Source organism: Cupriavidus sp. H18C2, from assembly GCF_049393795.1.
Classification (GTDB): Bacteria; Pseudomonadota; Gammaproteobacteria; order Burkholderiales; family Burkholderiaceae; genus Cupriavidus; species Cupriavidus pauculus_C.
Genome location: NZ_CP186010.1, coordinates 2,741,726 through 2,767,349 on the forward strand (window position 1 = coordinate 2,741,726; position 25,624 = coordinate 2,767,349).

Consider the following 25,624-nt stretch of genomic DNA (forward strand, 5'->3'; position numbering starts at 1 on the left):
ACAAAGAGATGAGGCACCGTGATCGGCGGTGCCTCGTCAGATCAATCTTTACAGGAGCATCAGCATGGCCAGAAAACAATGCCAAGTCTGCGGCCAGCCCGCCACGGTGCGGGTGGAAGCCAATCTCAATGGTCGCCACAGCACCATGCTGTTGTGTGACGATCACTATCGCCAACTGGTGCGCCAGCAAAAGCGCACCGTCTCACCGCTGGAAGCCTTGTTCGGCTCGCGCAGCGGGCTGTTCGAAGACTTCCTTGGCAGCGACTTCTTCCGCATCGGTGACGACGCACCGTCCATGGCGGCCGATACCGACGAGGTCGTCGATGCCTCGTTCGGCGAACCCGCCCCGGCCGGTACGGGCACCGCGCGCCGTCGCGGCAGTGGGCTCGCCAGCCGTATCAGCGAACAGTCCGAGGCCCTATTGCAGGAGGCCGCCCGACACGCTGCAGAGTTCGGGCGCGCCGAAGTCGATACCGAACACCTGCTGCTGGCGCTATCCGACAGCGACGTGGTCAAGACCATCCTGGGGCAGTTCAAGATCAAGGTCGATGACCTCAAGCGCCAGATCGAATCCGAAGCCAAGCGCGGCGATAAGCCGTTCGAGGGCGAGATCGGCGTGTCGCCCCGGGTCAAGGACGCGCTCAGCCGTGCTTTCGTGGCCTCCAACGAACTCGGCCACTCTTATGTCGGGCCGGAGCATTTCCTGATCGGGCTCGCCGAGGAAGGCGAAGGTTTGGCGGCCAACCTGCTGCGCCGTTACGGCCTCACGCCGCAAGCGCTGCGCCAGCAGGTAAGCAAGGTGGTCGGCAAAGGGGCCGAGGATGGCCGCGCCGAGACGCCGACCAACACGCCGGAACTCGACAAGTATTCGCGCGACCTCACCAAGATGGCGCGCGAGGGCAAGCTCGATCCGGTCATCGGCCGCGCGCAGGAGATCGAGACGACCATCGAAGTGCTGGCCCGGCGCAAGAAGAACAACCCGGTGCTGATCGGCGAGCCCGGCGTCGGCAAGACCGCCATCGTCGAAGGGCTGGCGCAGCGCATGGTCGCCGGCGAAGTGCCCGAGACGCTGCGCGACAAGCGTCTGGTCGAACTCAACATCAACGCCATGGTGGCAGGCGCCAAGTACCGCGGCGAGTTCGAGGAGCGCGTGCAGAAGGTGCTCAAGGAAGTGACCGAGCACCAGGGTGAGCTGATTCTCTTCATCGACGAGGTGCACACCATCGTCGGTGCCGGCCAGGGTGGCGGCGAAGGCGGGCTGGACGTGGCCAACGTGTTCAAGCCGATGATGGCGCGCGGCGAGCTGAACCTGATCGGCGCCACCACGCTCAACGAGTATCAGAAGTACATCGAGAAGGACGCCGCGCTGGAGCGTCGCTTCCAGCCGGTGATGGTGCCCGAGCCGACGGTAGCGCAGACCATGATGATCCTGCGCGGCCTGCGCGACACGTTCGAGGCGCACCACAAGGTCAGTATCACAGAGGACGCGATCATCGCCGCCGCCGAGTTGTCCGACCGCTACATCACCGCCCGCTTTCTGCCCGACAAGGCAATTGACCTGCTCGACCAGGCGGCCGCACGTGTGAAGCTGTCGGCCACGGCCCGCCCAGTGGCCGTACAAGAGCTGGAGTCCGAACTGCACCAGCTGCGGCGTGAGCAGGACTATGTGGCCTCGCGCAAGCAGTACGACAAGGCCGCCGAGCTGGGCAAGCACATCGAGACCAAAGAGGCCGAACTCAAGAAGCTTGTCGAGGAATGGGAACGCGAGCGCGCCTCGGGTAGCGCCGAAGTCAAAGCCGAGCATGTCGCGCAGATCGTCTCGCGCCTGACCGGCATTCCGGTCAACGAGCTGACGGTGGAAGAACGCGAGAAGCTGCTGCATCTGGAGCAGCGGCTGCACGAGCGCCTGGTGGGCCAGGACGAAGCGGTGCGCGCGGTGGCCGATGCCGTGCGTCTGGCGCGCGCGGGCCTGCGCGAAGGCGGCAAGCCAGTGGCCACCTTCCTGTTCCTCGGGCCGACGGGTGTGGGCAAGACCGAGCTCGCCAAGGCGCTGGCCGAGTCCATCTATGGCGATGAAGGTGCTCTGCTGCGCATCGACATGTCCGAGTACGGGGAACGCCATACCGTGGCACGCCTGGTGGGGGCGCCTCCGGGTTACGTCGGCTACGACGAGGGTGGCCAGCTCACCGAGAAGGTGCGGCGCAAACCCTACAGCGTGTTGCTGCTGGACGAGATCGAGAAGGCTCACCCCGACGTCTACAACATCCTGCTGCAGGTGTTCGACGACGGGCGGCTCACCGACGGCAAGGGCCGGGTGGTGGATTTCACCAATACCATCATCATCGCCACCTCGAACTTGGGCTCGGACATCATCCAGCGTCGGCTGAAGGCCCGTGGCGCCGCCGGCGAGGAATACGAGAAGACCAAGGGCGAGGTGATGGACGTGCTGCGCGGACACTTCCGCCCCGAGTTCCTCAACCGCATCGACGAGATCATCGTCTTCCATGCGCTGGGCAAGGAGGAGATCCGCCATATCGTCGGCCTGCAGCTCGATCGTGTGGCCCGCAACGCCGCCAGCCAGGGCGTGACGCTGACCTTCGATCAGACCTTGATCGATCACTTCGCGGAGGAAGGCTACAAGCCCGAGTTCGGCGCGCGTGAGCTCAAGCGGCTGATCCGCAGCGAGCTGGAGACGGCACTGGCGCGCGAGATGCTGGGTGGCGGTATCGGCAAGGCCGATCACGCCAGCGCCCGCTGGGACGACAAGGCCGAACGGGTGGTCTTCGAGCGCCAGGAGCCACCCGCGAAGCCGGCCGAGCCTGAGAAGCCCGATGCCGCGAACGCGGCCGAGACGCCGCCGAGCGACGCGAGCAAGCCTGCGCGCAAGAAGAAGTCAGCGGGCGGCGAATCTTGAGTCATGGGGAGGCTGTCGTGTCCGACCCCAACGGGCTGACATGGGCAGCCACCCTCGTGTCGCTGGCGGTCGCTATCCCCACAGCGGGGCACGCGGTCATCTACAAGCGTGACCCTCGATCGGCCACGCTGTGGGTACTGCTGATCGCCTTGTTGCCGCTGGGCGGTTCGCTGCTGTATGGGCTGTTCGGCATCAACCGTTACCAGCGGCGGGCGCGGCGGCTCTTCCCGGGGGCAGATCCTGCTGTTCGGCAGGACCTCTCGCCCACGATGCCCGAGGCTGTATCGCCGCCGCTTGCCGGTCTGGCCCACCTGGTGGGACGCGCCACCGGCCAGTCGCTGACCAGCGGCAACCGCATCGAGCCGCTTGTCGATGGCGAGCAGGCCTACCCGGCCATGCTCGCCGCCATCGAATCGGCGCGGTACAGCGTCGCCTTGGCCTCGTACATCTTCGACAGCCAAGGCATCGGGGCGCAGTTCGTCGATGCGCTGCGCCGGGCTCATGAGCGCGGCGTGCAAGTGCGGGTGCTGATCGACGACGTGTATGCCCGCTGGACGCCCCGCAGCGCCTACCGCGCCTTGCAGCGCGCCGGCGTTCCGGCGGCGACGTTCAACCCGACGTTGATTCCCGCGCGCCTGCATGCCGCGCATCTGCGCAATCACCGCAAGCTGCTGGTGATCGATGGCGAGACGGGTTTCACCGGCGGCATGAACATCTTCAGCCCGTATTGGCGGCCCGATGCGCCGGGCCGGGCCTGTCACGATTTGCACTTTCGTCTGCGCGGGCCGGTGGTTGCGCATCTGATGCGGTGCTTCACCGACGATTGGTGCGATACCACGGGCGAGCGGCTCAACGAGGGTCTCTGGGGCGAACCGCCCGCAACGGCTGATGAGCAAGGAACCTCTTGGGCGCGCGGCATCGAGGCCGGTCCCGATGAGGCCCTGGACCGGCTGCGCTGGACCTTCATGGGCGCTTTGAGCGCGGCGAAGCATTCGGTGCGCATCTGGACACCTTACTTCGTGCCCGATCAGCCGATGATCGCGGCGCTAAGCACGGCCGCGTTGCGCGGCGTGCGTATCGACGTGCTGACGCCCGCAAACGGCGACCATCCCACGGTGCAATGGGCCGCACGCGCCCACTACTGGCAGGTGCTGGAGCACGGTATGCGCATCTTCGAACGGCCGGGCCCGTTCGACCACAGCAAGCTGATGCTGATAGACGGCCAGTGGTGCTGCCTGGGTTCGGCCAATTGGGATGCGCGCAGCCTGCGCCTCAACTTCGAGTTCAATGTGGAGGTGTACGACACCGCGCTGTCTACGCGGCTGGAATCCCTTTTTGATGCCGCCCGTGATGCATCGAACGAGATATCGGCCATGGCGTTGCGCGCCCGCCCGCTGGCCATCCGCTTGCGCGACGGGGTGGCCCGTCTGTTCACCCCCATTCTCTAGCGGCACGACTTGCGAGGAACATTGCCCATGGAAAAGAAAGATCAATGGAACATTGGCTACTGGATCGTCGCCGGCCTGTTGCTGCTGACGCTGCAGAACTACTGGCAGGCGGCCAAGACCGTCGAGCCCGTGCCCTACAGCGAATTCGAGAAGGCGCTGGCCGAGGGGCGCGTCGCCGAAGTGCTGGTGTCGGACCGCACGGTCACCGGGCGCCTGAAATCGCCGGACAGCCGGGGCAAGACCACCATCGTGGCCACTCGCGTCGAACCCGACCTGGCCGAGCGGCTGTCCAAGTACGACGTGCCTTACGCGCGGGTGGTGGAAAGCACCTGGCTACGTGATGTGCTCTCCTGGATTCTGCCGGCGGTGGCCTTCTTCGGCGTCTGGTTCTTCCTGTTCCGCCGCTTCGCCGAGAAGCAGGGCATGGGCGGCTTCCTGAGCATCGGCAAGAGCCGCGCCAAGGTGTTCATGGAGAAGAACACCGGCGTCACCTTTGCCGATGTCGCGGGTGTCGATGAGGCCAAGGCGGAGTTGGTTGAGATCGTCGATTTCCTCAAGAATCCGCAGGAGTATGGACGGCTCGGGGCGCGCATTCCCAAGGGCGTGTTGCTGGTCGGCCCACCGGGCACCGGCAAGACATTGCTGGCCAAGGCTGTTGCCGGCGAGGCGGCGGTGCCCTTCTTCTCCATCTCCGGATCAGAGTTTGTCGAGATGTTCGTCGGCGTGGGTGCAGCGCGCGTGCGCGACCTGTTCGAGCAGGCCCGCGGGCAGGCGCCGGCCATCATCTTCATCGACGAGCTCGATGCGCTGGGCCGCGCGCGCGGCGTCGGCGGCCCCATCGGCGGCCACGACGAGCGCGAGCAGACCCTCAACCAGCTGCTCACGGAGATGGACGGCTTCGACAGCTCGGTCGGGCTGATCATCCTCGCCGCCACCAACCGCCCCGAAATCCTCGACCAGGCGCTGCTGCGCGCCGGTCGCTTCGACCGTCAGGTGCTGGTGGACCGGCCCGACAAGAAGGGACGGCTGGACATCCTGAAGGTTCATGTCAAGAAGGTGACGCTGGCCCAGGATATCGATCTCGAACAGGTGGCTGCGCTGACCACGGGCTTTTCGGGTGCAGACCTCGCGAACCTGGTCAACGAGGCCGCGCTGGCCGCGACCCGGCGCAAAGCGTCCGCCGTGGAGTTGCAGGACTTCACCGCCGCCATCGAGCGCATCGTGGCGGGCCTGGAGAAGAAGAACCGAGTACTCAATCCCAAGGAGCGGGAAACCGTGGCCTATCACGAGATGGGCCATGCGCTGGTGGCGCTGGCGCTGCCCGGCACCGACCCCGTGCACAAGATCTCAATCATCCCGCGCGGCATCGGCGCGCTGGGCTACACGCTGCAACGCCCCACCGAAGACCGCTTCCTGATGACGCGCGCCGATCTGGAACACAAGATCGCCGTGCTGCTGGGCGGTCGTGCGGCCGAGAAGCTCGTGTTCGGCGAGCTGTCCACCGGGGCTGCCGATGACCTCGCACGGGCCACCGACATTGCCCGCGACATGATCACCCGCTTTGGCATGGACGAAGGACTGGGCTACATCGCCTTCGAGGCGCAGCGGCCACGCTTTCTCGATACACCGGAACTGGCCCACGGCGGCTGCCGGGTGGCCGAATCGACCCAGGCGCGCATCGATCAGGCCATCCGCGACATCGTGATGGGCGTGTTCGAGCGCGCCTACGGGATCCTCGACACCAACCGCGCGGTGCTGGAGCGTTGTGCGCGCGAACTGCTGGCGCGGGAAACGCTCGACGAGAACGACATCCTTCAATTGACCCAAGGACTTGTTCTTGATGGAAACGAAAAGTAGTAGGCGCTATTCAGAGTAAGCCGGCGGCTCTGTTCGGTGCGTCATCCAATTCGCCGGCATTGTTCAAGGAGAACCGATATGTCTGCATTGACTCCGTGGGACCCCTTCCGGGAACTGGATGAATTGCAAAACGGCCTGGCGACGATGTTCGGACGAATACCCCAGCGACAGGGCGCCCGTACCGGCAACGAAGCCATGACCACGGCGGACTGGGCACCAATGGTGGACATCAGCGAGGATGAGAACGCATTCCTCCTCAAGCTGGATCTGCCGGAGGTCCCCAAGGATGCCGCGCGCGTCAGCGCGGAAAACGGCGTGCTCACCATCAGCGGCGAGCGCAAACTGGAAAAAGAGAAGCAGTGCAAGAAGTTCCACCGCATCGAACGTGCGTATGGCCGCTTTGTGCGCAGCTCTGTCTTGCCTGACAACGTTGATCCGACCAAGGTGACGGCTGATGAAAGACGGCGCGCTGGGAGTGCGGCTTGTCAAGGCCGAGCAAGCCAAACCGAAACAGATTGAAATCTCAGTCAACTAACTTTAATTAGGAGCCCAAGATCATGAATATCAAACAGCCCCAATCAACCTTCTCCGCACTAGCCCTGGCGGTCGTCGTCGGACTGAGCGGACCGGCTCTGGCCCAATCGGCGGCAGGTTCTAGCCCAGGTGCTGCAGCACCCTCTGCCGCTTCCAAGGCGGCGCAGCCACAGGTAGATGACAAGGCCGCCCGGGAAGCCGAAAAAAAGCGTGCTGAGCTCACTCAGGACGCCATCACGGCGCTCACCAAGACCCAGGAGGCTTTGACACTCCTTGATGCAAAGAAGACCAAGGAGGCGCTCGCTGCGCTGGAACTGGCCAGCGGAAAGCTGGAACTGGTATTGGCACGCGACGCCAAACTTGCTTTGGCGCCGGTCGATGTACGCGTCATCACCCACGATATCCACGCCAACGTGGAATCGGTGAAGAAGGCGGTCAAGTTGTCTCGGGAGTTCTTGGGTGATGGCGAGCTGCAAAAGGCCCGGCCCATCGTCGCCAATCTGGCCAGCGAAATCGTGATCGAAACCGACAACCTGCCGATGGCAACGTACCCGGCAGCGATCAAGTCGGCCGCACGGCTCATCGACAGCGGCAAGATCGACGACGCCAAGGCGGAACTCGCCCGAGCACTGAACACGCTGGTGGTGACCTCGGTCGCCTTTCCTCTGCCCGTGCTACGGGCTGAAGCCGCGATGGCAAAAGCTGAAAAGCTGGCCGAGACCGACAAGCGCGATGCCAAGCAGAACGAGGAGCTCAGCACCTTGCTGTCGTCCGTGCGCACGGAGATCGAGATGGCGCAGATCCTGGGTTATGGCAAGAAGGCGGATTTCAAACCCATCTTCGATCATGTGAAGTCCATTGAGCAAAAGTCGGCTAGTGGCAAAAGCGGCAAGGGATGGTTCGACGAGTTGAAGACGCGCCTCCAAAAGCTGTTTTGAGGTGATGAAGGGGCCGACTGTTCGGTCGGTCAGTCTCGCGATGTTCGCAGTCAGCCCCAATAGATTCGCCTATTTTCACTAACTCACACGAGGCATATCACCATGAATGAGCAAACATCGAATCCCAATGCGACGAACAAAGAAATAAACGAACAGGCCGCGGTAAGCAGCCTTCCTGTCAGTCCAGAGGCCAAGGCTGAAGTCGTCACGGAGGTACAGCCTGAGGTTCAGAAGGAAACGGACTCGCAGGCGGCAGACAAACGTAAACAAGTCCTCGATGAGGCCGTCTCGGCCTTGGCGCTGACCAAATCAGCGCTGGCCGCACTTGACGGAAAGGACGCTGCACGCGCATTGGCAACGCTGGCCGAAGTGACGGGAAAGCTGGAGCTGATCGTTGCGCGCGAACCCACGCTCGCCCTGGCCCCCGTTGATGTGCGCACCATCGTGCACGACTTGTTCGCCAACACGGAAACCATTGAGGCGATGACCGACGAGGCGCTGGATGCCCTCAAACATGGCGAGGTGCAACAGGCACGTCACGTGCTGGCTTTGCTGGCCAGTGAAATCGTGATCGCGGTCACCAACATCCCTCTGGCGTCCTATCCCGCAGCCGTGAAGTCAGTCGTGCCGCTGATCGATCAGGGCAAGATTGAAGAAGCCAAAGCCGCGCTGCAGGCAGCGCTCAGCACGCTGGTCGAGACGCGCAGCGTGCATCCGCTGCCCGCCCTGCGCGCCAGGCTGCTCCTGAAGCGCGCCGAGACCTTGGTAGAAGATGGTCAGCGGAGCGAAGCGTCCAATGAGCGCCTGGAGACATTATTGAACGAAGCGCGGCAGCAGTTGGAAATGGCAGAACTGCTGGGCTATGGAAAGAAGAAGGACTTTGAGCCCCTGTATGCTGAACTCAAGAAAGTCAAGCAAAAGACGGCTGGGGGAGGCGGCGGAAAAGGCTGGCTCGATGAAATCAAGGCAAAGCTGTCCAAGTTGATCTGAAACCGCTGGATAGGGCGTAAGAGGGGCGCGTCGCGCCCCTCTCTTGGCTCAGGAGTGTTTGCTTTTTCACCCCATTAGATCTTTAGGAGATATAGCATGAATACAGACACCATCACCGATTCCAGTGCGGATGAGCCCACCAAAACACTGTGTTCATTGACCGAAAATTGGTGGATTTTTGCGTTGCGCGGTGTCTTGGCATTGATTTTCGCAGCCCTTGCGTTCTGGATGCCACAATCGGCTCTGTTGGCCATGACCTTAGTGTTCGGCGCATTTTCCTTGGTCAATGGCGCTTTCAACTTGGTTGCAGCGGTGCGCCATATCCAGAAAAAAGAGCGCTGGGGCTGGCTGCTGTTCAGCGGCATTGTCGGCATACTTACCGGCGTCGTCGTCCTGGTTGCTCCTTGGGTCGCCACGATGGTCATGGCTTCTTTTTTATGGGCTAGCGTGGGGTTCTGGGCGATTTTCACCGGTGTGCTGGAGATATCCGCCGCCGTTCGGCTGCGTCAAGAAATCAAGGGTGAAATCTGGCTTGCCTTCAGTGGACTGCTCTCGATTGTCCTTGGCGCTATCGTCTTGTGGATATTTTTTTCCCGTCCGGTCGAGTCATTCCTGGCCGCAGGCTGGCTGTTGGGCTTCTATGCGGCAGTCTATGGTGTCACGCTTTTGTTCTTGAGTTGGCGTCTTCGCAAAACGCGCCAGGGATAAGAGCGGGTCAAACTAAATTCTATGGATATGAGCATCCTCGATTCATACCTCCATAGAAATGACATCGAAGGAGTCATACATGCAGATGCAATATAGCTATCGAGCTATCGACAAAGAGTTTCATGAACCTTGGCAGAGAGCTTTGGGAAATGTGATCGAGCACGCCCTCAAGCCATTGCTCGACAAACACACTAAAGATTCAGCGCAACTTCAAATCGTCCTTGATCGCGACAAGATCAAGCGGCAATTTCTGGCCAGTGGCTATATGCACCTGCCCGGCAAAAAGATTGTCAGCGTTACTGCATCACATGACGAGCTGACGCCCCTCGCGCAGATGCTCGCACAGTCGTTGTTCCGTCAGGCCAAGAAGCATTTTGACCGACTGCATGCTCAGGATCAAATCAAGCGCAAAGCACGACGCGAGCGCTTGCGCGAGCTCAAGGTGCGAATTGCTGCAAAACCCGCGTCAGCCGCCCATGAGGCCAAAGAGACCCGAATGCCTCTACTGTCGAAACTTGAGGCTGTCGCAAGGCGTGAGCTGGCTTATCTGCGGGCCGTCGGCGATTTACCGCGCGATTATCCGACGCTGCGCGACGTGGTGGATGAAGCGATTGTCCGAGCTGAGGTGGAATGGCAATCCGTGCCGGGGGAAAAAGAGGCTTACACCGGTCTTTTGAAGCATCTGTTCGCCGTCCTGGATAACGAAGTGGCAAGCAGCCGGCAATTTGGCGAATTCGTTTCTCTGTACGCGCCGGTCGAACCGGATGCCCAGGACGTCGCCGAGGCCATGGTGGAAGAGGAAATCTTCGAATTTTATCAGCCCGATGACACACTCAAGCTGGCCGATATCTTCGCTGGCAGTCAGCATCCCGATGTCGCAACGATCGCGGAACAGGAGGAGCTGATTGATCGGTCGAGCGAGTTCGCTTTTGCATTCGACCTGCTGAAGGACATGCCGCGTTTGTGGCGGCGCATTTTTCTGCTTATCCGTGTGGACGGGCTGAATGCCAGCAGCGTCTCTGAAATCCTGCTGATTCCTAGTAAGGAAGATGCTGTCCGAAGGTGGCTCATGCAGGCCGAAGCATTCATCGCTGCTCATCTGGAAGAGGCCGGAGTAAGCAAAAACGGGAACGATTGGCTCCAAGGCGTTGATTGGTCGGCATTGTCTGTGACCCGAAGCGAGGCAGCCTCACTGTGGTCCAAGGAGGCGAACCATGAAGAATGATCTTCACCTTGTCTGCCCGCATTGCCAGTCCATCAACCGCGTACCGACTGCGAAGCTATCGGAACATCCCAACTGCGGCCGCTGCCAGCAGCCCTTGTTCACGGGCGAGCCCATCGAGTTGACCACGGCGACGTTCTCGCGCCACGTGGAGCGCAGCGACCTGCCACTGTTGGTCGATTTCTGGGCACCTTGGTGCGGGCCGTGCAAGATGATGGCCCCGCAGTTCCAGCAAGCGGCGCGCCAGCTCGAACCCAGGGTCAGGCTGGCCAAGGTCAATACCGAGGCAGAACCCCACCTGGCCGCGCAGTTCGGCATCCGCAGCATTCCGACGCTCGCCCTGTTCCAGGGTGGGCGGGAGATCGGGCGTCAGGCTGGCGCCTTGGGCGCGCAGGACATCGTGCGCTGGGCATCTGCACAGGTGGGGCGCTGACCGATGCAGGACTTGCTCGGCGCCACCCTGATCCTGCTGGCGGCATGCAGCCTCGCGGATGTGGCGACGGCGGCGTTCAGAGTACCCGCCTTGCTGGGTTACCTCGCCGTCGGCGCCTTGCTGGGCCCGTCGGTCAGCGGTGTAGTCGCGCCGGGAGAAGCGCTTGATTTTCTGTCCGAGCTGGGCGTGGCCCTGCTGCTGTTCATGGTTGGGCTGGAGTTCTCCCTCGGGCACTTCTGGCTTTCCCGTAAAACCGTATTGGCGGCCGGCAGCTTGCAGATGATCGCTGTCGCCACGCCACTGACCTTGATGTTGATGTGGCTGGGACAGCCAGTTCAGCGCGCTGCGTTGCTCAGCACTGCGGCGGCCATGTCGTCCACGGCGCTGGTCAGCCGACAGCTGGCCGACCAAGGCGAGCTCACCACCCGCCACGGCCGCAGCGCCATCGGCGTGCTGGTCTTTCAGGACCTGGCCAGCGTGCCCCTGCTGGCCCTGCTGGCGATCTGGGCGCGCGGCGAGTCGCCGAAGATCGAGAGCGTGCTGCTCGAAGTGTTGGGCGTGCTGATGTTGTTCGCGGCAGCGGCCCTCGCCTCCCGTCGTCTGTTGCATGGCCTGCTGGGCTGGGTGGCGCGGCAGGGCCACGAAGAATCCTTCGTGCTGGTTTCCTTGTGCGTGGTGGTGGCTGCCGCCGCTGCTGCACACGCGGTCGGCGTATCCGCCGCCCTGGGTGCGTTTTTGGCCGGCATGGTGCTGGGCGAGAGCGACTTCCGTCACCACATGGAAAGCCACCTCAAACCGTTTCGCGATGTGTTGTCGGGGGTGTTCTTCGTGACCATCGGCCTGCAGTTGGACGGAGCGCAGATTCTTTCGGCACCACTGGCGGTGTTCGCGTGGCTGGCAGTGCTGGTACCGGTCAAGATCGGGCTCAACACCCTGGCCTTGCGGGCGACGCGCCTGTCCGCCCTCGATGCCTGGCGCACGGGCATAGCGTTGGGGCATGGCGGCGAGTTCGCCCTGCTGTTGTTGGGCATGGTCTTGCAGCAGCATCTGATTCCCGCGACCGTCGTACAACCCATGCTGGTCGCGCTGGTGCTCAGCATGGCCTTGGCACCGCTGCTGATCCGCCATCACGATGTACTTGCCCGGTTCTTGAGCCGCACCGGCGGCGTCATTCAGCCACCCCAGGCTGAAGAAGTTGAGATCACCGCGCAGACAGCGCGATTTCGAGACCACGTCATCATCTGCGGCGCGGGCGAGCTTGGCCTGACCGTCAGTGAGATTCTTCGCCACGCCGGCGTGGCGCATCTGCTGCTGGAAGCAGACGAGCAGAAGGTAGAGGCCGAGCGTGCCGCCGGCGTGCCGGTGTTCCATGGCGATGCGAGTCGGCCCGATACCCTGCTGGCTGCCGGGTTGGCGCAAGCGCGTCTGGTGGTGCTCACGTTCGCCCATGCCCAGCAAGTGCTGCGCATCGCCCAGGCGATTGCCGAGCGCCGTCCGGCGCTGACCTTGTGGGTGTCATGCAGAAGTACGACCGCGGCCGATGCATTTCGCGCCATGCCCAACGTGCGTGTGTACCAGCAATCCTTTGCCGCAGGCCTTGGGCTGGCGGAACAAGTGATGTCGTCGCTTGGCATGTCGGCCAAGCTCGTCGAACGAAACATCAGTGCGATGCGCCGCCGTCTCGACAGCGGCAATGTCGCAGGGAGTCCATCTGCATGAAGTCAACAGGCCGCAATCCATTTCAGGTCTTCCGTGACCAATGGGCCATCATGAGTTTATACGAGCGCTTCGAGCAGGTCGTCGCCCTCGTTCTGTCGGCGGTAATTGCCGTCATCATCGTGGTGTCGCTGTTCCAGCTCATCGCCATCGTCTTCACGCTGCTGGTCCTCGATGCCTTCAATCCCCTGGATCACAAGGTATTCCAGAGTGTGTTCGGCATGATCATGACGCTCTTGATCGCGATGGAGTTCAAGCATTCCATTGTGCGCGTGGCGCTGCGTCGGGACAGCATCATCCAGGGCAAGACCGTGATCCTCATCGGTCTGATCGCGCTGGCGCGCAAGTTCGTGATCCTTGACCCCGAGGCGAGCCCCGCAAAGATAGCCGCGCTGGCAGGCGCCACGCTGGCTCTGGGTGCGACCTACTGGCTGCTGCGCAAGCGCGGCGACCGCGCCGCCGAGACCTCTGAGCATGACCCGTCATCATCCCAGTGATCCGCGCACGGCGCTGTTGCAACACCGCTGGCTCAACCGCCTGCAGACCGGGCTGTTGGTCCTGACCCTGGTCGGGATCGCAGCCGCAGCAGGGAGACTGCCGTTTGGGGAAGGCGGCCTGTGGCTCGCGCTGTTTGCCGTTGCAGGTGCGTTGCTGCTGGAACCGGTAGCCGCGTCGGCGCTGAGCTTGCGCCTGTACCGCGTACGGGCCTTGCACCCGCAAGAAGCCCACGAGATGTGGGCCCTGTTGCGCGAGCTGCCCGCCCGTGCCGGTTTGCCCGCCACGCCGGTGCCGCACTATGTGCCCAGTGCCGTCGTCAACGCCTTCGCCACCGGATCGAAGCAGGAGGCATCGATCGCCCTCACCGATGGCCTGCTGCGCAGCCTGAGCCCACGCGAGCTGGCGGGTGTGCTCGCGCACGAGATCGCGCACATCACCAATGAGGATCTGCGCGTCATGAGGCTGGCGGATTCCGTCAGTCGCCTCACGAGCCTGCTGGCCCTCATGGGACAAATCGCGATCCTGCTCAACCTGCCCGCGCTGCTGGTTGGCGCGGCGGAGGTCTATTGGCCTGGTCTATTGTTATTGGCCGCATCGCCCCAGCTGGCCCTGCTCGCACAGCTCGGCTTGTCTCGCGTGCGTGAGTTCGACGCTGACCGCCTCGCGGCGGAACTGACGGGCGACCCGCAGGGGCTGGCGTCCGCGCTGGCGAAAATCGAGCGGGTCAGCCGCTCCTGGCGTGCCTGGCTGTGGCCGGGATGGGGCAATCCCGAGCCCTCCTGCTTGCGCACGCATCCGGCAACGCAAGAGCGTATCGCACGCCTGCTGACGTTGGCGCCTGGGCCAGCATCAGCGTTGCCATTCCACGCGCCCCATTTCTTGCCGGAATCCGCTGTGACGCCGCGCCCGCCGCGCTGGCACCCGAGCGGGCTGTGGCGCTGATTGCCTATCAACAGGAGACTTCTCATGGCCTACCCCGACCCGTACCCACGCCCCGCACCGGACCCCTTCATCCGGCGCTGGCTCTTCATCACCGCCTGTATTGCCACGCTCATGCTGCTGTGGCAGTTCCTGCCCGCCATCGAGGCCTGGTTCAGTCCGCGCGAGGCGGCAGATCGCACCGTGACGGCGCGTGGCGATCTGGCGGCGGACGAGAAAGCCACCATCGAACTGTTCGAAGAATCGCGCGCTTCGGTGGTCTACATCACCACCGCGCAGCTGGTGCGCGACGTCTGGACTCGCAATGTCTTTTCCATGCCGCGCGGCACCGGTTCGGGCTTTATCTGGGACGATGCCGGCCACGTCGTCACCAACTTCCACGTCATCCAGGGTGCTTCTGAAGCCACGGTCAAACTCGCCGATGGCCGCGACTACCAGGCCGCGCTGGTGGGGACGAGCCCAGCGCACGACATCGCCGTGCTCAAGATTGGCGTCGGTTTCAAGCGCCCGCCGGCCGTGCCGGTCGGCACCAGTGCCGACCTCAAGGTGGGTCAGAAGGTGTTCGCTATCGGCAACCCCTTCGGCCTGGACTGGACGCTCACCACCGGCATCGTCTCCGCGCTCGACCGCTCGTTACCCGGAGAAGCGGGCGGCCCGGCCATCGATCACCTGATCCAGACCGACGCCGCCATCAACCCTGGCAACTCCGGTGGGCCGCTGCTCGATTCGGCAGGAAGGCTCATCGGCATCAACACGGCGATCTATAGCCCCTCCGGCGCCTCGGCCGGGATTGGTTTCGCCGTGCCGGTGGACACCGTCATGCGCGTAGTCCCGCAACTCATCAAGACCGGTAAGTACATCCGTCCGGCGCTGGGCATTGAGGTGGACGAACAGCTCAATCAGCGTCTGCTTGCACTGACCGGAAGCAAGGGCGTGTTCGTGTTGCGTGTTACCCCTGGTTCGGCAGCGCACAAGGCCGGCCTCGCGGGTGTCGAAGTCACGCCGCAAGGCATCGTGCCGGGCGACCGCATCATCGATGTTGATGGCAAGGCGACGGACGATGTGGCCAAGCTGCTCGCGCGGCTAGACGACAGGAAGGTCGGCGATGTGGTGGTCTTGTCAGTGGAACGGGCCGGCAAATCGCGCGAGGTGCGTGTGGAGCTGCAACCCGGGAATTGATTGAACTGAACCTGTGGATCAGGCGGTAGTGCAGCGTCGCGGTGATTGAGGTTCTCAGGTCTTCGGCCAGGTAGCGTTCCGCCTCAACCTCCGTAATTTTCGGATGCGATCTGCCTATCCGAATAGGCAAGCATGCAACGCCGGAACCTCTTGCCAATCATCGAAGGAGAAAGCGAGGCGCAATCCGCATGAGGTGGACGCAGGCCAGGAACGAGGCAAACAGGAGGCCGCATTGGAACTCAGACTACTGCGCTATTTCGTTGCGGTCGCGGAAGAACTGCATTTCGCGCGAGCGGCCGAGCGCCTTGGCGTAGAACAATCGCCTGTGTCGCGCGCAATGCGCAATCTCGAAGCCACGCTCGGCGTGCAGTTGTTCGACCGCAGCGCGCACCAGACGCGACTGACCTGGGCCGGTCAAGTGTTCCTCGGTGAGTGCCGGCGTGTGCTGGCCACCGTGGAGCAGGCGGTGAGTGCCGCAAAGGCGGCGGCGCAGGGCTATCAGGGTTATCTGCGCATCGCCATCTGCGACAGCTTGGCGCAGCCCCACATTGCCACCTTGCTGGCGCGCAGCCGCGAGGAAGAGCCCGAACTGGAGATTCGCGTCTTCGAGCTGCCTTTCGCGCAGCAGCTCAAGGGCCTGCACAACGATCTGCTGGACATCGGCTTTGCGCTGTCGGACGCGGTGAGCGAAGGCCTTGTCGCCGAGCCCGTGTGGACCGATCCTCTGTCGGTGATCGTGCCCGTGCGCCACCCCTTGTTGGCGCACGCGGAAGTGCCATTGGATGAAGCCTTGAAGTTTCCGTTGGTACTGTGCCATCCGGACGCGGGATCGGGCTGCCACCACCAGATCCAGGCGGTGCTTCAAGGTGCGTCCAAGCCGCTCAAGCTGGTAGATCAGGTGACGAGCCTAGGCGTGATGCTGACTCTGGTCGGTGCCGGTTATGGCCTAGGTTTCGCCATTGCCTCGCAGGTGCAGACCCTGAACCGCCCCGACATAACCGTTCGCCCCTTGGCCGGCACGCCGCCCATGCTGTCTACCTACCTGCTGCGCCGCAGCGCCGAACCCTCTGAGCCCATGAAGCGGTTTCTGCAGCGCGCCCGCGAGGAGTTCCTGCCAAAGGGAGATGAACCGGCCTCGTGACGTTGAGCGCTCGGGTACATTGGCTACTGCTGGCTGTCCATGGCTCGCACTGGACTTGCTCGGAGCGCGCGTTGACCAAGCGTGGTTTTCAGTCCATAATTATGTCCATCTCGGTTCGCCGAGTGCGGAAAACTCGTTATCAATCAACGAGTTGGGAACACGATGATGTTCCCATCGCCCGCTCCAGTTCTCACCTGACAAGCCGCCTTGGCACCCGGTCGAAGGATGACCGGTAGACTGCCCGGCGGTTTTTTGTTGCCATGCTTCCCCAAGACACGCATACCGACACGCTGCCCGGCGACGATGCCGACGGCGCCAGCGGAACTCCTGCAGACGCTTCCAGCGCTCCCACCCAGCCCGGCGAAGGGGTCGCGCACCCGCGCCGCATCCGGTCGTTCGTGCGGCGGGCCGGCCGGACGTCGACCGGACAACAGCGCGCCATCGACGACCTGGGCCCGCAGTACATCGTGCCCTACCGCCCCGAACCGCTGGACTGGACGGCCACCTTCGGCCGCCAGGCGCCGTCGATCCTTGAAATTGGCTTTGGGATGGGTGAGACGACCGCGCATATCGCCGGCCTGCGTCCGGACGACAACTTCATTGGCTGCGAGGTACATGAGCCGGGCGTCGGGGCGCTGCTGAAGCTGATTGGCGAGCGGGACCTGCAGAACGTGCGCATCATGAACCACGATGCCGTCGAGGTGATTGCGCACATGCTGACTGAGCAGTCACTGGACGGCGTGCATATCTTTTTCCCCGACCCGTGGCACAAGAAGCGCCACAACAAGCGCCGGCTGGTGCAGCCGCCGCTGGTCAAGCTGCTGGCCAGCCGACTCAAGCCGGGCGGCTACTTCCATTGCGCCACGGACTGGGAGGAGTACGCGCACCAGATGGTCGAGGTGCTGTCGGGCGAGCCCACGCTGGTGAATACGTCGCAGGCGCCGGGCGGCTTTGCCGAACGGCCGGAGTACCGTCCGGTGACGAAGTTCGAGAAGCGCGGCTTGCGGCTGGGCCACGGGGTCTGGGACGTCGTGTTCCGCAAGGCGTAAAAAAAGGGGCCGGATCGGCCCCTTTTTCACGGGTGGTGCGTTTCGGCGCGCCTCAAGCGTGCCACGACACCAGCCCGGTCCACGCCGTCAGCAGCACGATAATCCCGAAAGCAATCCGGTACCACGCGAACGGCTTGAAATCGTGCGTGGCGACGAATCGCAGCAGCCAGCGCACGCACAGGAACGCCGACAGGAACGCGAACACGAAGCCGATCGCAAAAACGCCAAGATCGTCGGCCGACAGCACGGCGCGCGCCTTGTAGAGTTCGTACACCGTGGCGCCGAAGATCACGGGGATGGCCAGGAAGAACGAAAACTCGGTCGCCACTTGCCGCGACAGGCCGAACAGCATCCCGCCGATGATGGTCGCGCCCGACCGCGACGTGCCGGGCACCAGCGCAAAGCACTGGGCGGCGCCCACCTTGAGCGCATCGCGCCACGTCAGGTCGTCGATCGACTCGATGCGCGGCGCGCCGGCCTTGGCCGCTTCCAGCAACGCGTTGCCCTGCGGATGCGACACCATGCCCCGCCGCGCCTCGCGCCATTCGGCCCAGAGGATCACCACGCCGCCGACGATGAACGCCATCGCCACCGAGATCGGGTTGAACAGATGGGCCTTGATCCATTTACCGAACACGAACGCCAGCACGATGGCCGGCAGCGTGGCCACGATCACGTTGATGGCAAACCGTTGCTGCTTCGGGTCGGACGCCAGGCCACCCAGCGCCGCGCCGATGCGGCGGCGGAATTCCCAGCAGACCGCCAGGATGGCGCCGAACTGGATCACGATCTCGAAGATCTTGCCCTTCTCGTCGTTGAAATCGAGCAGTTGCCCGGCGAGGATCAGGTGCCCGGTGCTGGAAATGGGAAGAAACTCGGTCAGTCCTTCGACGATGCCGAGAATGACGGCCTTGAGGGCAAGTGCAATATCCATATGGACTCGAAAAAGTACGTGCGAAAGGCGGTCTGAACCGCCCGCGATGCCGGGCACCGCAATATTGTTGATCTGGATTTACGGCCGATTGATCTTGACGTTGATACCGTCGGGCAGGACCGTGATTGTACCGGGCTCCACGCTCGTGCCGGCCAGCCGCAGTTGCTCCGGCTTGAACGTATAGAGCGGATATCCCTGCAGCAGCTGCTCGGACAACAACCCGCCCAGCGCATTGAGCTGCCGCGAGAACTGGCCCGGCAGCCCCTGCACGTCAAACTGCTTGACCTCGGGGTCCTGCAGGACCAGCGAGTGCGTGGGCGGGTCATAGCGCAGCGCGCTGTCCAGCGCAAAGCGGCCGGTCAGCGGCTGGCGGAAGAACAGCCGGTTGTCGATGGTCGCGTCGAAGCTCACCAGCACCCGGTTGCGGGGGCTATCGAGCACCAGTTGCGGATTGGCCAACTGGATGTCGAACACTTCCATATAGCGCTTGTTGAACGGAAACTTCCGCGCCAGCGCGTCCTGCAACTGGCTCTGCGAGAACGTGTACTCGCTGCGGAAGACGCTGCAGCCGGCCAGCCATCCCGCGCCGGCCAGCGCGGCCATGCCCGTTGCGGCCAGCCAGCGCCGGCGCGTCATTGCGATCATGCATGCTTCTCCATCTGGGGCGGGACGTCAGGCGGCCAGCGCACCGGGCGCCGTCGCCTGCTCCAGCCGGGTCAGCCACACCAGGGCCGCTTCCCGCGAATCGCCACACATCTTGGCCGACGGCCGCAGGCCGCCGCAGAACGCCGGGCGCTCGGGACGGCCAAAGACCGCGCAGCGCATGTCCGGCATCAACTGGACGCACCGCTGCCCGGCCGGCTTGCCATCGGGCATGCCCGGCAGGGGCGACGTGATGGACGGGGCGATGCAACACGCGCCACAGCCATCGCGGCAGGTGGGTTCAGACTGGCAGGACATGGTGAAGGTTTCAGTGGCGGATGCCGACAATAGCGGCAGCGCAGTCGCGCGGCCGAGGCGCCATTGTGCCTGAGCGGGCGCGGCCGACCTGCAACAAAGGGCAACATGCGTGCGATACCGCACTTTCACCGTTCGTCGCACGCCGCTTGACGCGCCCAGATCGGCCCCCTACATTACTGACCGACAAGTTATTTAATGCCGCGGCAACCCGTGCGCCGCCTGTCCCGTGACCCCTGCCCTGCCCAAGAAAGACACCGACACCCGCCGATGGAGCCGCCGCAAGGCCGCGCGCCCGCAGGAACTGGTGGCCGCCGCGCTGACCCTGTTCGTCGAGCGCGGCTATGCCGCGACGCGGCTCGAAGACGTGGCGGCCGCGGCCGGGGTGTCCAAAGGTACCGTCTACCTGTACTTCGCCAACAAGGAAGAGCTGTTCAAGACCGTGGTGCGCGAAAACATGGTGCCGGCGCTGGCCAAGGGCACCGAGGTCGTCGACACGTTCCAGGGCTCCACGCCCGAACTGCTGCGCGAGCTACTGCTGGGATGGTGGGGCCTGATCGGCGCCACGCCGGTGGCCGGGCTGACCAAGCTGATCATCGCCGAATCGGGCAATTTCCCCGACATCGCCCAGTTCTACCAGGACGAGGTCATGGGCCCGGGCGACGAACTGTTCGCCCGCGTGCTGGCGCGCGGCGTGGCGCGGGGCGAGTTCCGCGAAGTGCCGGCCAATCCGACCACGACGCTGCTCTGCGCCCCGCTGGTGTTCCTGATGCTGTGGCGCAGCGCGTTCAGCCAGTTGAACGTGCCGGCCATCGACCCGGATGCCTTTGTCGACCAGTTGCTGCAGGTGCTGCTGTTCGGCCTGACCACCGGCACGTCGCGCGATACCCCGCTGCCGGCGCCGCAGGGCCCGTTCATCTGGGAGAAGATCCGCGACGAACTGAACGCCGAGCGGGCGGCCACGGCGTTGCAGGACACCGCCGAAGACGACACCGAACCCGCCCGGCCATGAATACCCCCCTCGCCCGCCCCGCCCCCGCGTGCCGCCACGCAACGATAACGGTTTGTAAACATGCCAGCCGGGCCCGCAGGGGTAAAATAGCGGGCTTTTGCGTAACATCCCGGCCAGCCGCGGCAGCGCGCCCGGCCGGGACACCGCAAACCCGGCATCACTCGACACAACAGCGCTGACGGCAAGGCTTACCGGCCGGCTGCGCCACCCCGCAAGCATCTGGAAGGAAAGGCAAGATGGATCTCGAAAAAGCCCGATTCAACATGATCGAACAGCAAATCCGCCCGTGGGACGTGCTGGACCAGGAAATCCTGGACCTGCTGGCCGTGGTCAAGCGGGAAGCGTTCGTGCCGCAGGCGTACGCCGCGCTGGCTTTCGTCGACATGGAAATCCCGCTGCCGGGCGGCGAGAACATGATGCCCCCGCGCGTGGAAGCCCGCGTCCTGCAGGACCTGAACGTGCGCAAGCACGAGAACGTGCTGGAAATCGGCGCCGGGTCGGGCTACATGGCCGCGCTGCTGGCCAACCGCGCCCGCCACGTGCTGACCGTCGACATCCGCCCCGAACTGGTGGCCCTGGCGCGGCAGAACCTGGCCAACGCCGGCGTGACCAACGTGGAAGTGGCCGAAGGCAACGCCGCCGACGGCTGGGCCGTGGCCGCGCCGTACGACGTGATCTGCATCTCCGGCTCGATGCCCGAGCTGCCGCAGTCGATCCTGTCGCAGGTCAAGGTGGGCGGCCGTATCGCCGCCATCGTCGGCACGGCGCCGGTCATGGAAGCGCGGATCATCACGCGCGTGTCCGAGACCGCGTACCAGGTGGTGAACGTGTTCGAGACGCTGGCCAAGCCGCTGCAAGGCGCCGCGCAGCCGTCGCGCTTCAAGTTCTGATCCGGAGCCAGCCATGCAGGTGATTACCGCCCCCGAACTGGCGCAGTGGCTGGCCGATGCCAGCCGCGCCAAGCCGGTGCTGCTGGACGTGCGCGAGGATCTGGAGATCCGCACGGCCGCCATGCCCGGCATCACGCATATCCCGATGGGCCAGATTCCGGCCCGTCTGAACGATCTCGACGAAGACGCCGAGATCGTCTGCATCTGCCACCACGGCGCGCGCAGCATGCAGGTCGCCAGCTTTCTGGAGCGCCAGGGCTACGCGAAGGTCTACAACCTGACCGGCGGCATCCACGCGTGGTCGACCCAGGTCGATCCGTCCGTTCCGCAGTACTGATCCGGACCCGGTGCCGGCCCGTTCCGGGGCGGGACCGGGCCACCGCGCCGCATCCCGCCTGTCCGCCGTACCCGCAGTACCCGCAGTGCCTGCGGCACGCCGTACCCCGCCCTGGCTGTCCTATCCGTCGCACTGAACCGAACGTTGGCCGCGCGCGCCGCAGGCCGAGCTGGAGATGTCATGAGTTTTGCGCTTTCCGCCGTGCCCGTTGCGGCCAGGAAACCCCTGGTGCTCGCGGCTGCCCTGCTCACCTGGCTGCACGTGCCGTCCGCGCTCGCGGCCGACCTGCTGCAGGTGTACCGCGACGCGCAAGCCAATGACGCCCAGTTCGCCAGCGCCCGCTCCCAGTTGCTGGCCACGCGCGAGAAGCTGCCGCAGGGCCTGTCCGGCCTGCTGCCGCAGGTAGCCGGCACGGCTGGCGCGCAGCGGACCATGGCCGACTACAGCTCGCCGGTGGAAGTCACGCGCTATTTCAACGCCAACACGTGGGCGCTGCAGCTTACCCAGCCGCTGTTCCGCTGGGACCGCTGGGAGACGTACAAGCAGGGCGAACTGGCGGCGATGGCGGGCGAGGTGTCGTTCCAGCAGGCTCAACTCGACCTGATCACGCGCGCTTCGCAAGCCTATTTCGACGTACTGGCCGCGCAGGACAACCTGTACCTGGCCGGCGCCCAGAAAAAGGCGATCGCCGAGCAACTGGAGCAGGCCAAGCGCAATTTCGAGGTAGGCACGGCGACGATCACCGACGCCAACGACGCCCAGGCTCGTTACGACCTGGCCACGTCGACCGAGATCGCCGCGCAGAACGCGCTGGAGATCACGCGGGCGACGCTGCAGCAGGTAACCGGCAAGCCCGTCGACGAACTGATGGGATTGCGTCCCGAAGCGCAGATCCCCGGCCCGCTGCCGGCCGACGTCAACGCTTGGGCGGCGCAGGCCGAGCAGAGCAATCCGCAGGTCAACCTGGCCAACTACAACCTGGAGACCGCCCAGCGCGAGACGAACAAGGCCAAGGCGGGCCACCTGCCGTCCGTGGATCTGGTGGCCTCCTACGGCTACACCAACGCCCAGGGCACGGCCACGCAGCTCAGCAACGTCGGCAGCCGCTACAACTCCGGCGTGGTCGGCGTGCAGCTCAATATCCCGATCTTCACCGGCGGCTTCACCCAGTCCCGCGTGCGCGAGACGCTGGCCCTGGCCGACAAGGCCGCCAGCGACCTGGAATTCGCCCGCCGCACGGCCGCCCAACAGGCCCGGCAGACCTACTCCGGCGTGTTCAACGGCCTGGCCCAGGTCAAGGCCCTGGAAGCGGCCGAACGCTCGGCGCAGAGCGCGGTGGAGTCGAACCAGCTGGGCTACGAGGTGGGCGTGCGGATCAATATCGACGTGCTGAACGCCGAGGCGCAACTGTTCTCGACCCGACGCGACCTGGCCAAGGCCCGCTACGACACGATCATGAACGGGATGCGGCTCAAGGCATCGACCGGCACGCTGTCCGAGGCCGATGTGGTGCAGATCAATACGCTGCTGACGCAGTTGCCGGGGGCGATGTACCGGTTGCCGGAGAAGGCGCGGGTGGGGGCGGTGCCGCAGTCGGCGCCGGCACGCCGCGCGGGCGGCCGGCGCGAGAGCCTGGCGCCGCGCTCCTGAGCGGACCGATTCAGACGGCGCCGACCGCGGCCATCCGGATCGCGTTGGGCGATACGCTGGCGCTGGCCGCCGGCGTGGCCTGATGCCGCTGCGCCAAGCGCGCTTCCCGCGCCGCCAGTCCCAGCAGCATGCCAGTCAATCCCGCATAGAAAACGACATTGGCCTGATGTGCCAGGGTCACCTGCGTCAATCCGCAGATCAACGCCGACAGCACCACGCCCAGCCCACCGCCGCCCAGGCTCACCCCCTTCGGGCAAACGTTGGCGCGGCACGCACGCATCACGCGCGCGAAGAGGACGGCGGGGACGATGAACAGGCCAAGGAAGACGATCAGACCGGGGATGCCGGTGGTCGATGCGGCTTCCACGAAATCGTTGTGCGCATGTTCGAGCACGCAGGCCGTCGACTCGTTCTGCTGGCAGAACGTTGAGGCGTGGAGAATGCGGGCGAACTGGCCGACACCAATCCCGGTCCAGGGATGCTCGGCGAAATACTGCATGCCCAGGTGCCAGATCTTCAGCCGCACGCCTACCGACGTCTCGATCTGGCCGTGCTGGTACTGCTGCACCTCTCTCACCGCGTCGTCGACCCGGGCCGAGACCGGGCTGTCCGGCACGAAATAGGCGGCGGTGCCCAGCAGGGCGGCGCCGGCCAGCGCCACGACAAACATCCGGAAACTGAGACGGCGGTAGCGCACCATCAGCATCGGCACCACGGCCACGAGCATCGCCACCACCGCCCCGCGCGTGCCATTGAGCATCAGGATCATCGTCCCGAGGATGACGTTGAGCCACGCTTCGGCATGGGCGAACCGGCTGGTACCCGGCCGGGCGAAACCGACCAGCGACAGCGCCGCGACCATGTTGGCAAAGGCAATGGCCTGCACCCATGCGCCGGGGCGCGGGATGCCCATCACAAACTTCTGATAGATCACGATCATCAGCGCGCCGGCCAGCGCCACCGTGATGCCGCGCCAGAGATGGGTCGGATCCGACGCCGTGCGCACCATCACCCAGCACGCCAGGATCGCCAGCAACGCACGAGATGGGTTATCGATCACATTCCAGGGCGTGTCGTGGTAGAACTTCGAGAACACGAAGACCGCCAGGAACAGCCCGACCGACACCGCCAGCGGCACCAGGAAATCGGCATGTTCGCGCCATGCCCGCCCCATGCCACGCCAGCCCAGCAGGATCAACAGGCCGACGCCAGCCAGGAAAACGCCCGCGCCGCGCGGCACGCACAGAACGAGGATGGGAAACGCAAAGACCAGAACATCTGCGAGCGTCGAGATCCCGTGTTTGCTGAAGTTCATCATAGCTAGAGGTTTCGAATGCCTGTCAGCGACCACTTCGTCACTTGCCCGTTTGAGCCGACCCGGCATTCTAATCGATCCCCCTTTCACCTCCCTTGACGCCGTTCCACCACCTCCAGCAACTGCCACCGGATGGCCGATGCATCGGCCGGCGGGTTGGGCACCTGGTATTCGCGCACGCGCAGCTTGTAGCCGACGCCCGGCTCGAAATCGAGCCCCTCGATCGGGCCGTACCAGAGTTGCCACGGGGCGTCCGGCGATTCGCGCCAGCGGTAGCACTGCATCTTGCCGACCCCGGTGCATTCCACGCGCTGGGAGTCCAGGTAGACGATCTTCTCGCGGCCCGGCACGGCGCCGGTGGCCGGGTCGACCTTGTCGCCGCGCCGGCCCACGCCCTCGCGCTCCACAAACTGCAGCAACTCGCCGTCGGCCGTTTTCCAGATGATCTGGCGCCCGGTGGTGCCCGCCGAGGGCTGGGTGCCGACGGTCGTGAACGGCGACTGCATCGCCTTGAGCAGCGCCGATTCGATTTCCATCCGCGTGCCGGGGCAGGCCATGCGCGTGCCGGCCACGCGGTCGAACTTGATGCCGCTGCTGGTCTTGCCATAGCCGCCCGTGAACCGGTTGCAGCCGCTGGTGCCGCTGACGGTGCCTTGCGACGAATCGATGCCGTCGCTGAAGTTGAAGACGATGGGTTCGCCGTTGTCGCCATGCGGGATGTCCCGCAAGCTGCCGTCCTCGCGCTGCCAGCGCATCAGTTCCCAGCGGCTCGGGCCGCTTGAACGGGTTTCGTTCAGGGCGGGGCTGGCGGACGGGTTGTCGGGCATCGGGCCGGTGGCGCAGGCGGACAGCACGGCGGCTGTCGCGGCTGCCATCAGGGCTGCGGCAGCAGTACGAAACATCGGACGATTCGGCATGGGGGCTCCTCGGCGGCTCTGGAAGCGAACGGGCCCTGTGCGCCAA

At 64.4% G+C, this 25,624-nt stretch carries 23 protein-coding genes and 1 pseudogene; 19 read left to right on the forward strand and 5 right to left on the reverse strand.

Going from position 1 to position 25,624, the window contains the following annotated elements:
* Window positions 1-64 precede the first annotated feature (64 nt).
* The 15 genes and pseudogenes from clpK to trmB all read left to right on the forward strand — a co-directional run bounded on the left by clpK (window position 65) and on the right by trmB (window position 17,566).
* On the forward strand, window positions 65-2,914 hold the full coding sequence (gene clpK / locus EPAKOI_RS12420; RefSeq protein WP_016451636.1) for a heat shock survival AAA family ATPase ClpK: 2,850 nt from the start codon (window positions 65-67) through the stop codon (window positions 2,912-2,914).
* 17 nt (window positions 2,915-2,931) lie between these two features.
* Window positions 2,932-4,362 carry a cardiolipin synthase gene (cls, locus tag EPAKOI_RS12425; RefSeq protein ID WP_016451635.1) on the forward strand — a complete coding sequence of 477 codons (1,431 nt, stop codon included), beginning with the start codon at window positions 2,932-2,934 and terminating at the stop codon, window positions 4,360-4,362.
* 27 nt (window positions 4,363-4,389) lie between these two features.
* Complete coding sequence (gene ftsH / locus EPAKOI_RS12430) at window positions 4,390-6,219, forward strand: ATP-dependent zinc metalloprotease FtsH (protein WP_020306398.1); 1,830 nt, start codon at window positions 4,390-4,392, stop codon at window positions 6,217-6,219.
* A gap of 78 nt (window positions 6,220-6,297) precedes the next feature.
* Window positions 6,298-6,754, forward strand: a pseudogene (hsp20-GI, locus tag EPAKOI_RS12435) (small heat shock protein sHSP20-GI).
* Window positions 6,755-6,776: 22 nt separating this feature from the next.
* Entirely contained in the window at window positions 6,777-7,691 is a 915-nt protein-coding gene (gene yfdX1 / locus EPAKOI_RS12440) for a heat resistance protein YfdX1 (protein ID WP_423192309.1), read from the forward strand.
* A 102-nt stretch (window positions 7,692-7,793) separates the two neighbouring features.
* Window positions 7,794-8,681, forward strand: a complete 888-nt coding sequence (gene yfdX2, locus EPAKOI_RS12445) for a heat resistance protein YfdX2 (protein WP_020306400.1) — start codon at window positions 7,794-7,796, stop codon at window positions 8,679-8,681.
* A 96-nt stretch (window positions 8,682-8,777) separates the two neighbouring features.
* A complete protein-coding gene (gene hdeD-GI / locus EPAKOI_RS12450; protein WP_003285392.1) occupies window positions 8,778-9,389 on the forward strand; it encodes a heat resistance membrane protein HdeD-GI in 612 nt (203 codons plus the stop codon).
* Window positions 9,390-9,468: 79 nt separating this feature from the next.
* Window positions 9,469-10,614, forward strand: a complete 1,146-nt coding sequence (locus EPAKOI_RS12455; RefSeq protein ID WP_423192310.1) for a hypothetical protein — start codon at window positions 9,469-9,471, stop codon at window positions 10,612-10,614.
* Window positions 10,604-11,044: a heat resistance system thioredoxin Trx-GI gene (trx-GI, locus tag EPAKOI_RS12460; RefSeq protein WP_012761376.1), complete on the forward strand. Its 441-nt coding sequence runs from the start codon at window positions 10,604-10,606 to the stop codon at window positions 11,042-11,044. Before EPAKOI_RS12455 ends, trx-GI begins: the two co-directional genes overlap by 11 nt.
* 3 nt (window positions 11,045-11,047) lie before the next feature.
* Entirely contained in the window at window positions 11,048-12,763 is a 1,716-nt protein-coding gene (gene kefB-GI, locus EPAKOI_RS12465) for a heat resistance system K+/H+ antiporter KefB-GI (protein ID WP_012761375.1), read from the forward strand.
* Window positions 12,760-13,257 (forward strand): heat resistance protein PsiE-GI, encoded by a 498-nt coding sequence (gene psiE-GI, locus EPAKOI_RS12470; RefSeq protein WP_020306406.1) that lies wholly within the window; start codon window positions 12,760-12,762, stop codon window positions 13,255-13,257. The genes kefB-GI and psiE-GI overlap by 4 nt, the downstream gene beginning before the upstream one ends.
* On the forward strand, window positions 13,235-14,200 hold the full coding sequence (locus EPAKOI_RS12475; RefSeq protein ID WP_012761373.1) for a zinc metalloprotease HtpX: 966 nt from the start codon (window positions 13,235-13,237) through the stop codon (window positions 14,198-14,200). The genes psiE-GI and EPAKOI_RS12475 overlap by 23 nt, the downstream gene beginning before the upstream one ends.
* A gap of 24 nt (window positions 14,201-14,224) precedes the next feature.
* The gene (locus EPAKOI_RS12480; protein ID WP_012761372.1) at window positions 14,225-15,376 is read left to right on the forward strand and encodes a S1C family serine protease; all 1,152 of its coding nucleotides are present in this window, start codon (window positions 14,225-14,227) and stop codon (window positions 15,374-15,376) included.
* 232 nt (window positions 15,377-15,608) lie between these two features.
* On the forward strand, window positions 15,609-16,517 hold the full coding sequence (locus tag EPAKOI_RS12485) for a LysR family transcriptional regulator (protein ID WP_003141085.1): 909 nt from the start codon (window positions 15,609-15,611) through the stop codon (window positions 16,515-16,517).
* A gap of 260 nt (window positions 16,518-16,777) precedes the next feature.
* Window positions 16,778-17,566 carry a tRNA (guanosine(46)-N7)-methyltransferase TrmB gene (gene trmB, locus EPAKOI_RS12490; protein WP_423192311.1) on the forward strand — a complete coding sequence of 263 codons (789 nt, stop codon included), beginning with the start codon at window positions 16,778-16,780 and terminating at the stop codon, window positions 17,564-17,566.
* Between the two features lie 52 nt (window positions 17,567-17,618).
* Here the strand turns inward: trmB and EPAKOI_RS12495 are convergent, their stop codons facing one another.
* The 3 genes from EPAKOI_RS12495 to EPAKOI_RS12505 form a co-directional block, all read right to left on the reverse strand.
* Window positions 17,619-18,500, reverse strand: a complete 882-nt coding sequence (locus EPAKOI_RS12495) for an undecaprenyl-diphosphate phosphatase (protein WP_124683499.1) — start codon at window positions 18,498-18,500, stop codon at window positions 17,619-17,621.
* Between the two features lie 78 nt (window positions 18,501-18,578).
* The gene (locus tag EPAKOI_RS12500; protein WP_313835190.1) at window positions 18,579-19,145 is read right to left on the reverse strand and encodes a DUF1439 domain-containing protein; all 567 of its coding nucleotides are present in this window, start codon (window positions 19,143-19,145) and stop codon (window positions 18,579-18,581) included.
* A 27-nt stretch (window positions 19,146-19,172) separates the two neighbouring features.
* Window positions 19,173-19,460, reverse strand: a complete 288-nt coding sequence (locus EPAKOI_RS12505; RefSeq protein ID WP_423192312.1) for a YkgJ family cysteine cluster protein — start codon at window positions 19,458-19,460, stop codon at window positions 19,173-19,175.
* A gap of 226 nt (window positions 19,461-19,686) precedes the next feature.
* On the opposite strand from EPAKOI_RS12505, the gene EPAKOI_RS12510 reads away from it, so the two are divergent.
* The 4 genes from EPAKOI_RS12510 (at window position 19,687) to EPAKOI_RS12525 (ending at window position 23,346) form a co-directional block, all read left to right on the forward strand.
* A complete protein-coding gene (locus tag EPAKOI_RS12510; RefSeq protein ID WP_423192313.1) occupies window positions 19,687-20,469 on the forward strand; it encodes a TetR/AcrR family transcriptional regulator in 783 nt (260 codons plus the stop codon).
* A 236-nt stretch (window positions 20,470-20,705) separates the two neighbouring features.
* On the forward strand, window positions 20,706-21,359 hold the full coding sequence (locus tag EPAKOI_RS12515; RefSeq protein WP_124683495.1) for a protein-L-isoaspartate O-methyltransferase family protein: 654 nt from the start codon (window positions 20,706-20,708) through the stop codon (window positions 21,357-21,359).
* A gap of 13 nt (window positions 21,360-21,372) precedes the next feature.
* Window positions 21,373-21,696, forward strand: coding sequence for a rhodanese-like domain-containing protein (locus EPAKOI_RS12520; RefSeq protein WP_124683494.1), 324 nt, complete (start codon window positions 21,373-21,375; stop codon window positions 21,694-21,696).
* A 180-nt stretch (window positions 21,697-21,876) separates the two neighbouring features.
* Complete coding sequence (locus tag EPAKOI_RS12525; protein WP_423192314.1) at window positions 21,877-23,346, forward strand: TolC family outer membrane protein; 1,470 nt, start codon at window positions 21,877-21,879, stop codon at window positions 23,344-23,346.
* 10 nt (window positions 23,347-23,356) lie between these two features.
* Here the strand turns inward: EPAKOI_RS12525 and EPAKOI_RS12530 are convergent, their stop codons facing one another.
* On the reverse strand, window positions 23,357-24,664 hold the full coding sequence (locus EPAKOI_RS12530; protein WP_253700010.1) for an O-antigen ligase family protein: 1,308 nt from the start codon (window positions 24,662-24,664) through the stop codon (window positions 23,357-23,359).
* 83 nt (window positions 24,665-24,747) lie between these two features.
* Window positions 24,748-25,536 carry a DUF4377 domain-containing protein gene (locus EPAKOI_RS12535; RefSeq protein ID WP_423192315.1) on the reverse strand — a complete coding sequence of 263 codons (789 nt, stop codon included), beginning with the start codon at window positions 25,534-25,536 and terminating at the stop codon, window positions 24,748-24,750.
* Window positions 25,537-25,624 lie beyond the last annotated feature (88 nt).

What these genes read in the sequence shown, in the direction of transcription:
- clpK (WP_016451636.1), top strand. Translation starts at nt 65, where the DNA reads ATGGCCAGAAAACAATGCCAAGTCTGCGGCCAGCCCGCCACGGTGCGG.
- ftsH (WP_020306398.1), top strand. Translation starts at nt 4,390, where the DNA reads ATGGAAAAGAAAGATCAATGGAACATTGGCTACTGGATCGTCGCCGGC.
- yfdX1 (WP_423192309.1), top strand. Translation starts at nt 6,777, where the DNA reads ATGAATATCAAACAGCCCCAATCAACCTTCTCCGCACTAGCCCTGGCG.
- yfdX2 (WP_020306400.1), top strand. Translation starts at nt 7,794, where the DNA reads ATGAATGAGCAAACATCGAATCCCAATGCGACGAACAAAGAAATAAAC.
- hdeD-GI (WP_003285392.1), top strand. Translation starts at nt 8,778, where the DNA reads ATGAATACAGACACCATCACCGATTCCAGTGCGGATGAGCCCACCAAA.
- EPAKOI_RS12455 (WP_423192310.1), top strand. Translation starts at nt 9,469, where the DNA reads ATGCAGATGCAATATAGCTATCGAGCTATCGACAAAGAGTTTCATGAA.
- trx-GI (WP_012761376.1), top strand. Translation starts at nt 10,604, where the DNA reads ATGAAGAATGATCTTCACCTTGTCTGCCCGCATTGCCAGTCCATCAAC.
- kefB-GI (WP_012761375.1), top strand. Translation starts at nt 11,048, where the DNA reads ATGCAGGACTTGCTCGGCGCCACCCTGATCCTGCTGGCGGCATGCAGC.
- psiE-GI (WP_020306406.1), top strand. Translation starts at nt 12,760, where the DNA reads ATGAAGTCAACAGGCCGCAATCCATTTCAGGTCTTCCGTGACCAATGG.
- EPAKOI_RS12475 (WP_012761373.1), top strand. Translation starts at nt 13,235, where the DNA reads ATGACCCGTCATCATCCCAGTGATCCGCGCACGGCGCTGTTGCAACAC.
- EPAKOI_RS12480 (WP_012761372.1), top strand. Translation starts at nt 14,225, where the DNA reads ATGGCCTACCCCGACCCGTACCCACGCCCCGCACCGGACCCCTTCATC.
- trmB (WP_423192311.1), top strand. Translation starts at nt 16,778, where the DNA reads ATGCTTCCCCAAGACACGCATACCGACACGCTGCCCGGCGACGATGCC.
- EPAKOI_RS12495 (WP_124683499.1), bottom strand. Translation starts at nt 18,500, where the DNA reads ATGGATATTGCACTTGCCCTCAAGGCCGTCATTCTCGGCATCGTCGAA.
- EPAKOI_RS12500 (WP_313835190.1), bottom strand. Translation starts at nt 19,145, where the DNA reads ATGATCGCAATGACGCGCCGGCGCTGGCTGGCCGCAACGGGCATGGCC.
- EPAKOI_RS12505 (WP_423192312.1), bottom strand. Translation starts at nt 19,460, where the DNA reads ATGTCCTGCCAGTCTGAACCCACCTGCCGCGATGGCTGTGGCGCGTGT.
- EPAKOI_RS12515 (WP_124683495.1), top strand. Translation starts at nt 20,706, where the DNA reads ATGGATCTCGAAAAAGCCCGATTCAACATGATCGAACAGCAAATCCGC.
- EPAKOI_RS12520 (WP_124683494.1), top strand. Translation starts at nt 21,373, where the DNA reads ATGCAGGTGATTACCGCCCCCGAACTGGCGCAGTGGCTGGCCGATGCC.
- EPAKOI_RS12525 (WP_423192314.1), top strand. Translation starts at nt 21,877, where the DNA reads ATGAGTTTTGCGCTTTCCGCCGTGCCCGTTGCGGCCAGGAAACCCCTG.
- EPAKOI_RS12530 (WP_253700010.1), bottom strand. Translation starts at nt 24,664, where the DNA reads ATGATGAACTTCAGCAAACACGGGATCTCGACGCTCGCAGATGTTCTG.
- EPAKOI_RS12535 (WP_423192315.1), bottom strand. Translation starts at nt 25,536, where the DNA reads ATGGCAGCCGCGACAGCCGCCGTGCTGTCCGCCTGCGCCACCGGCCCG.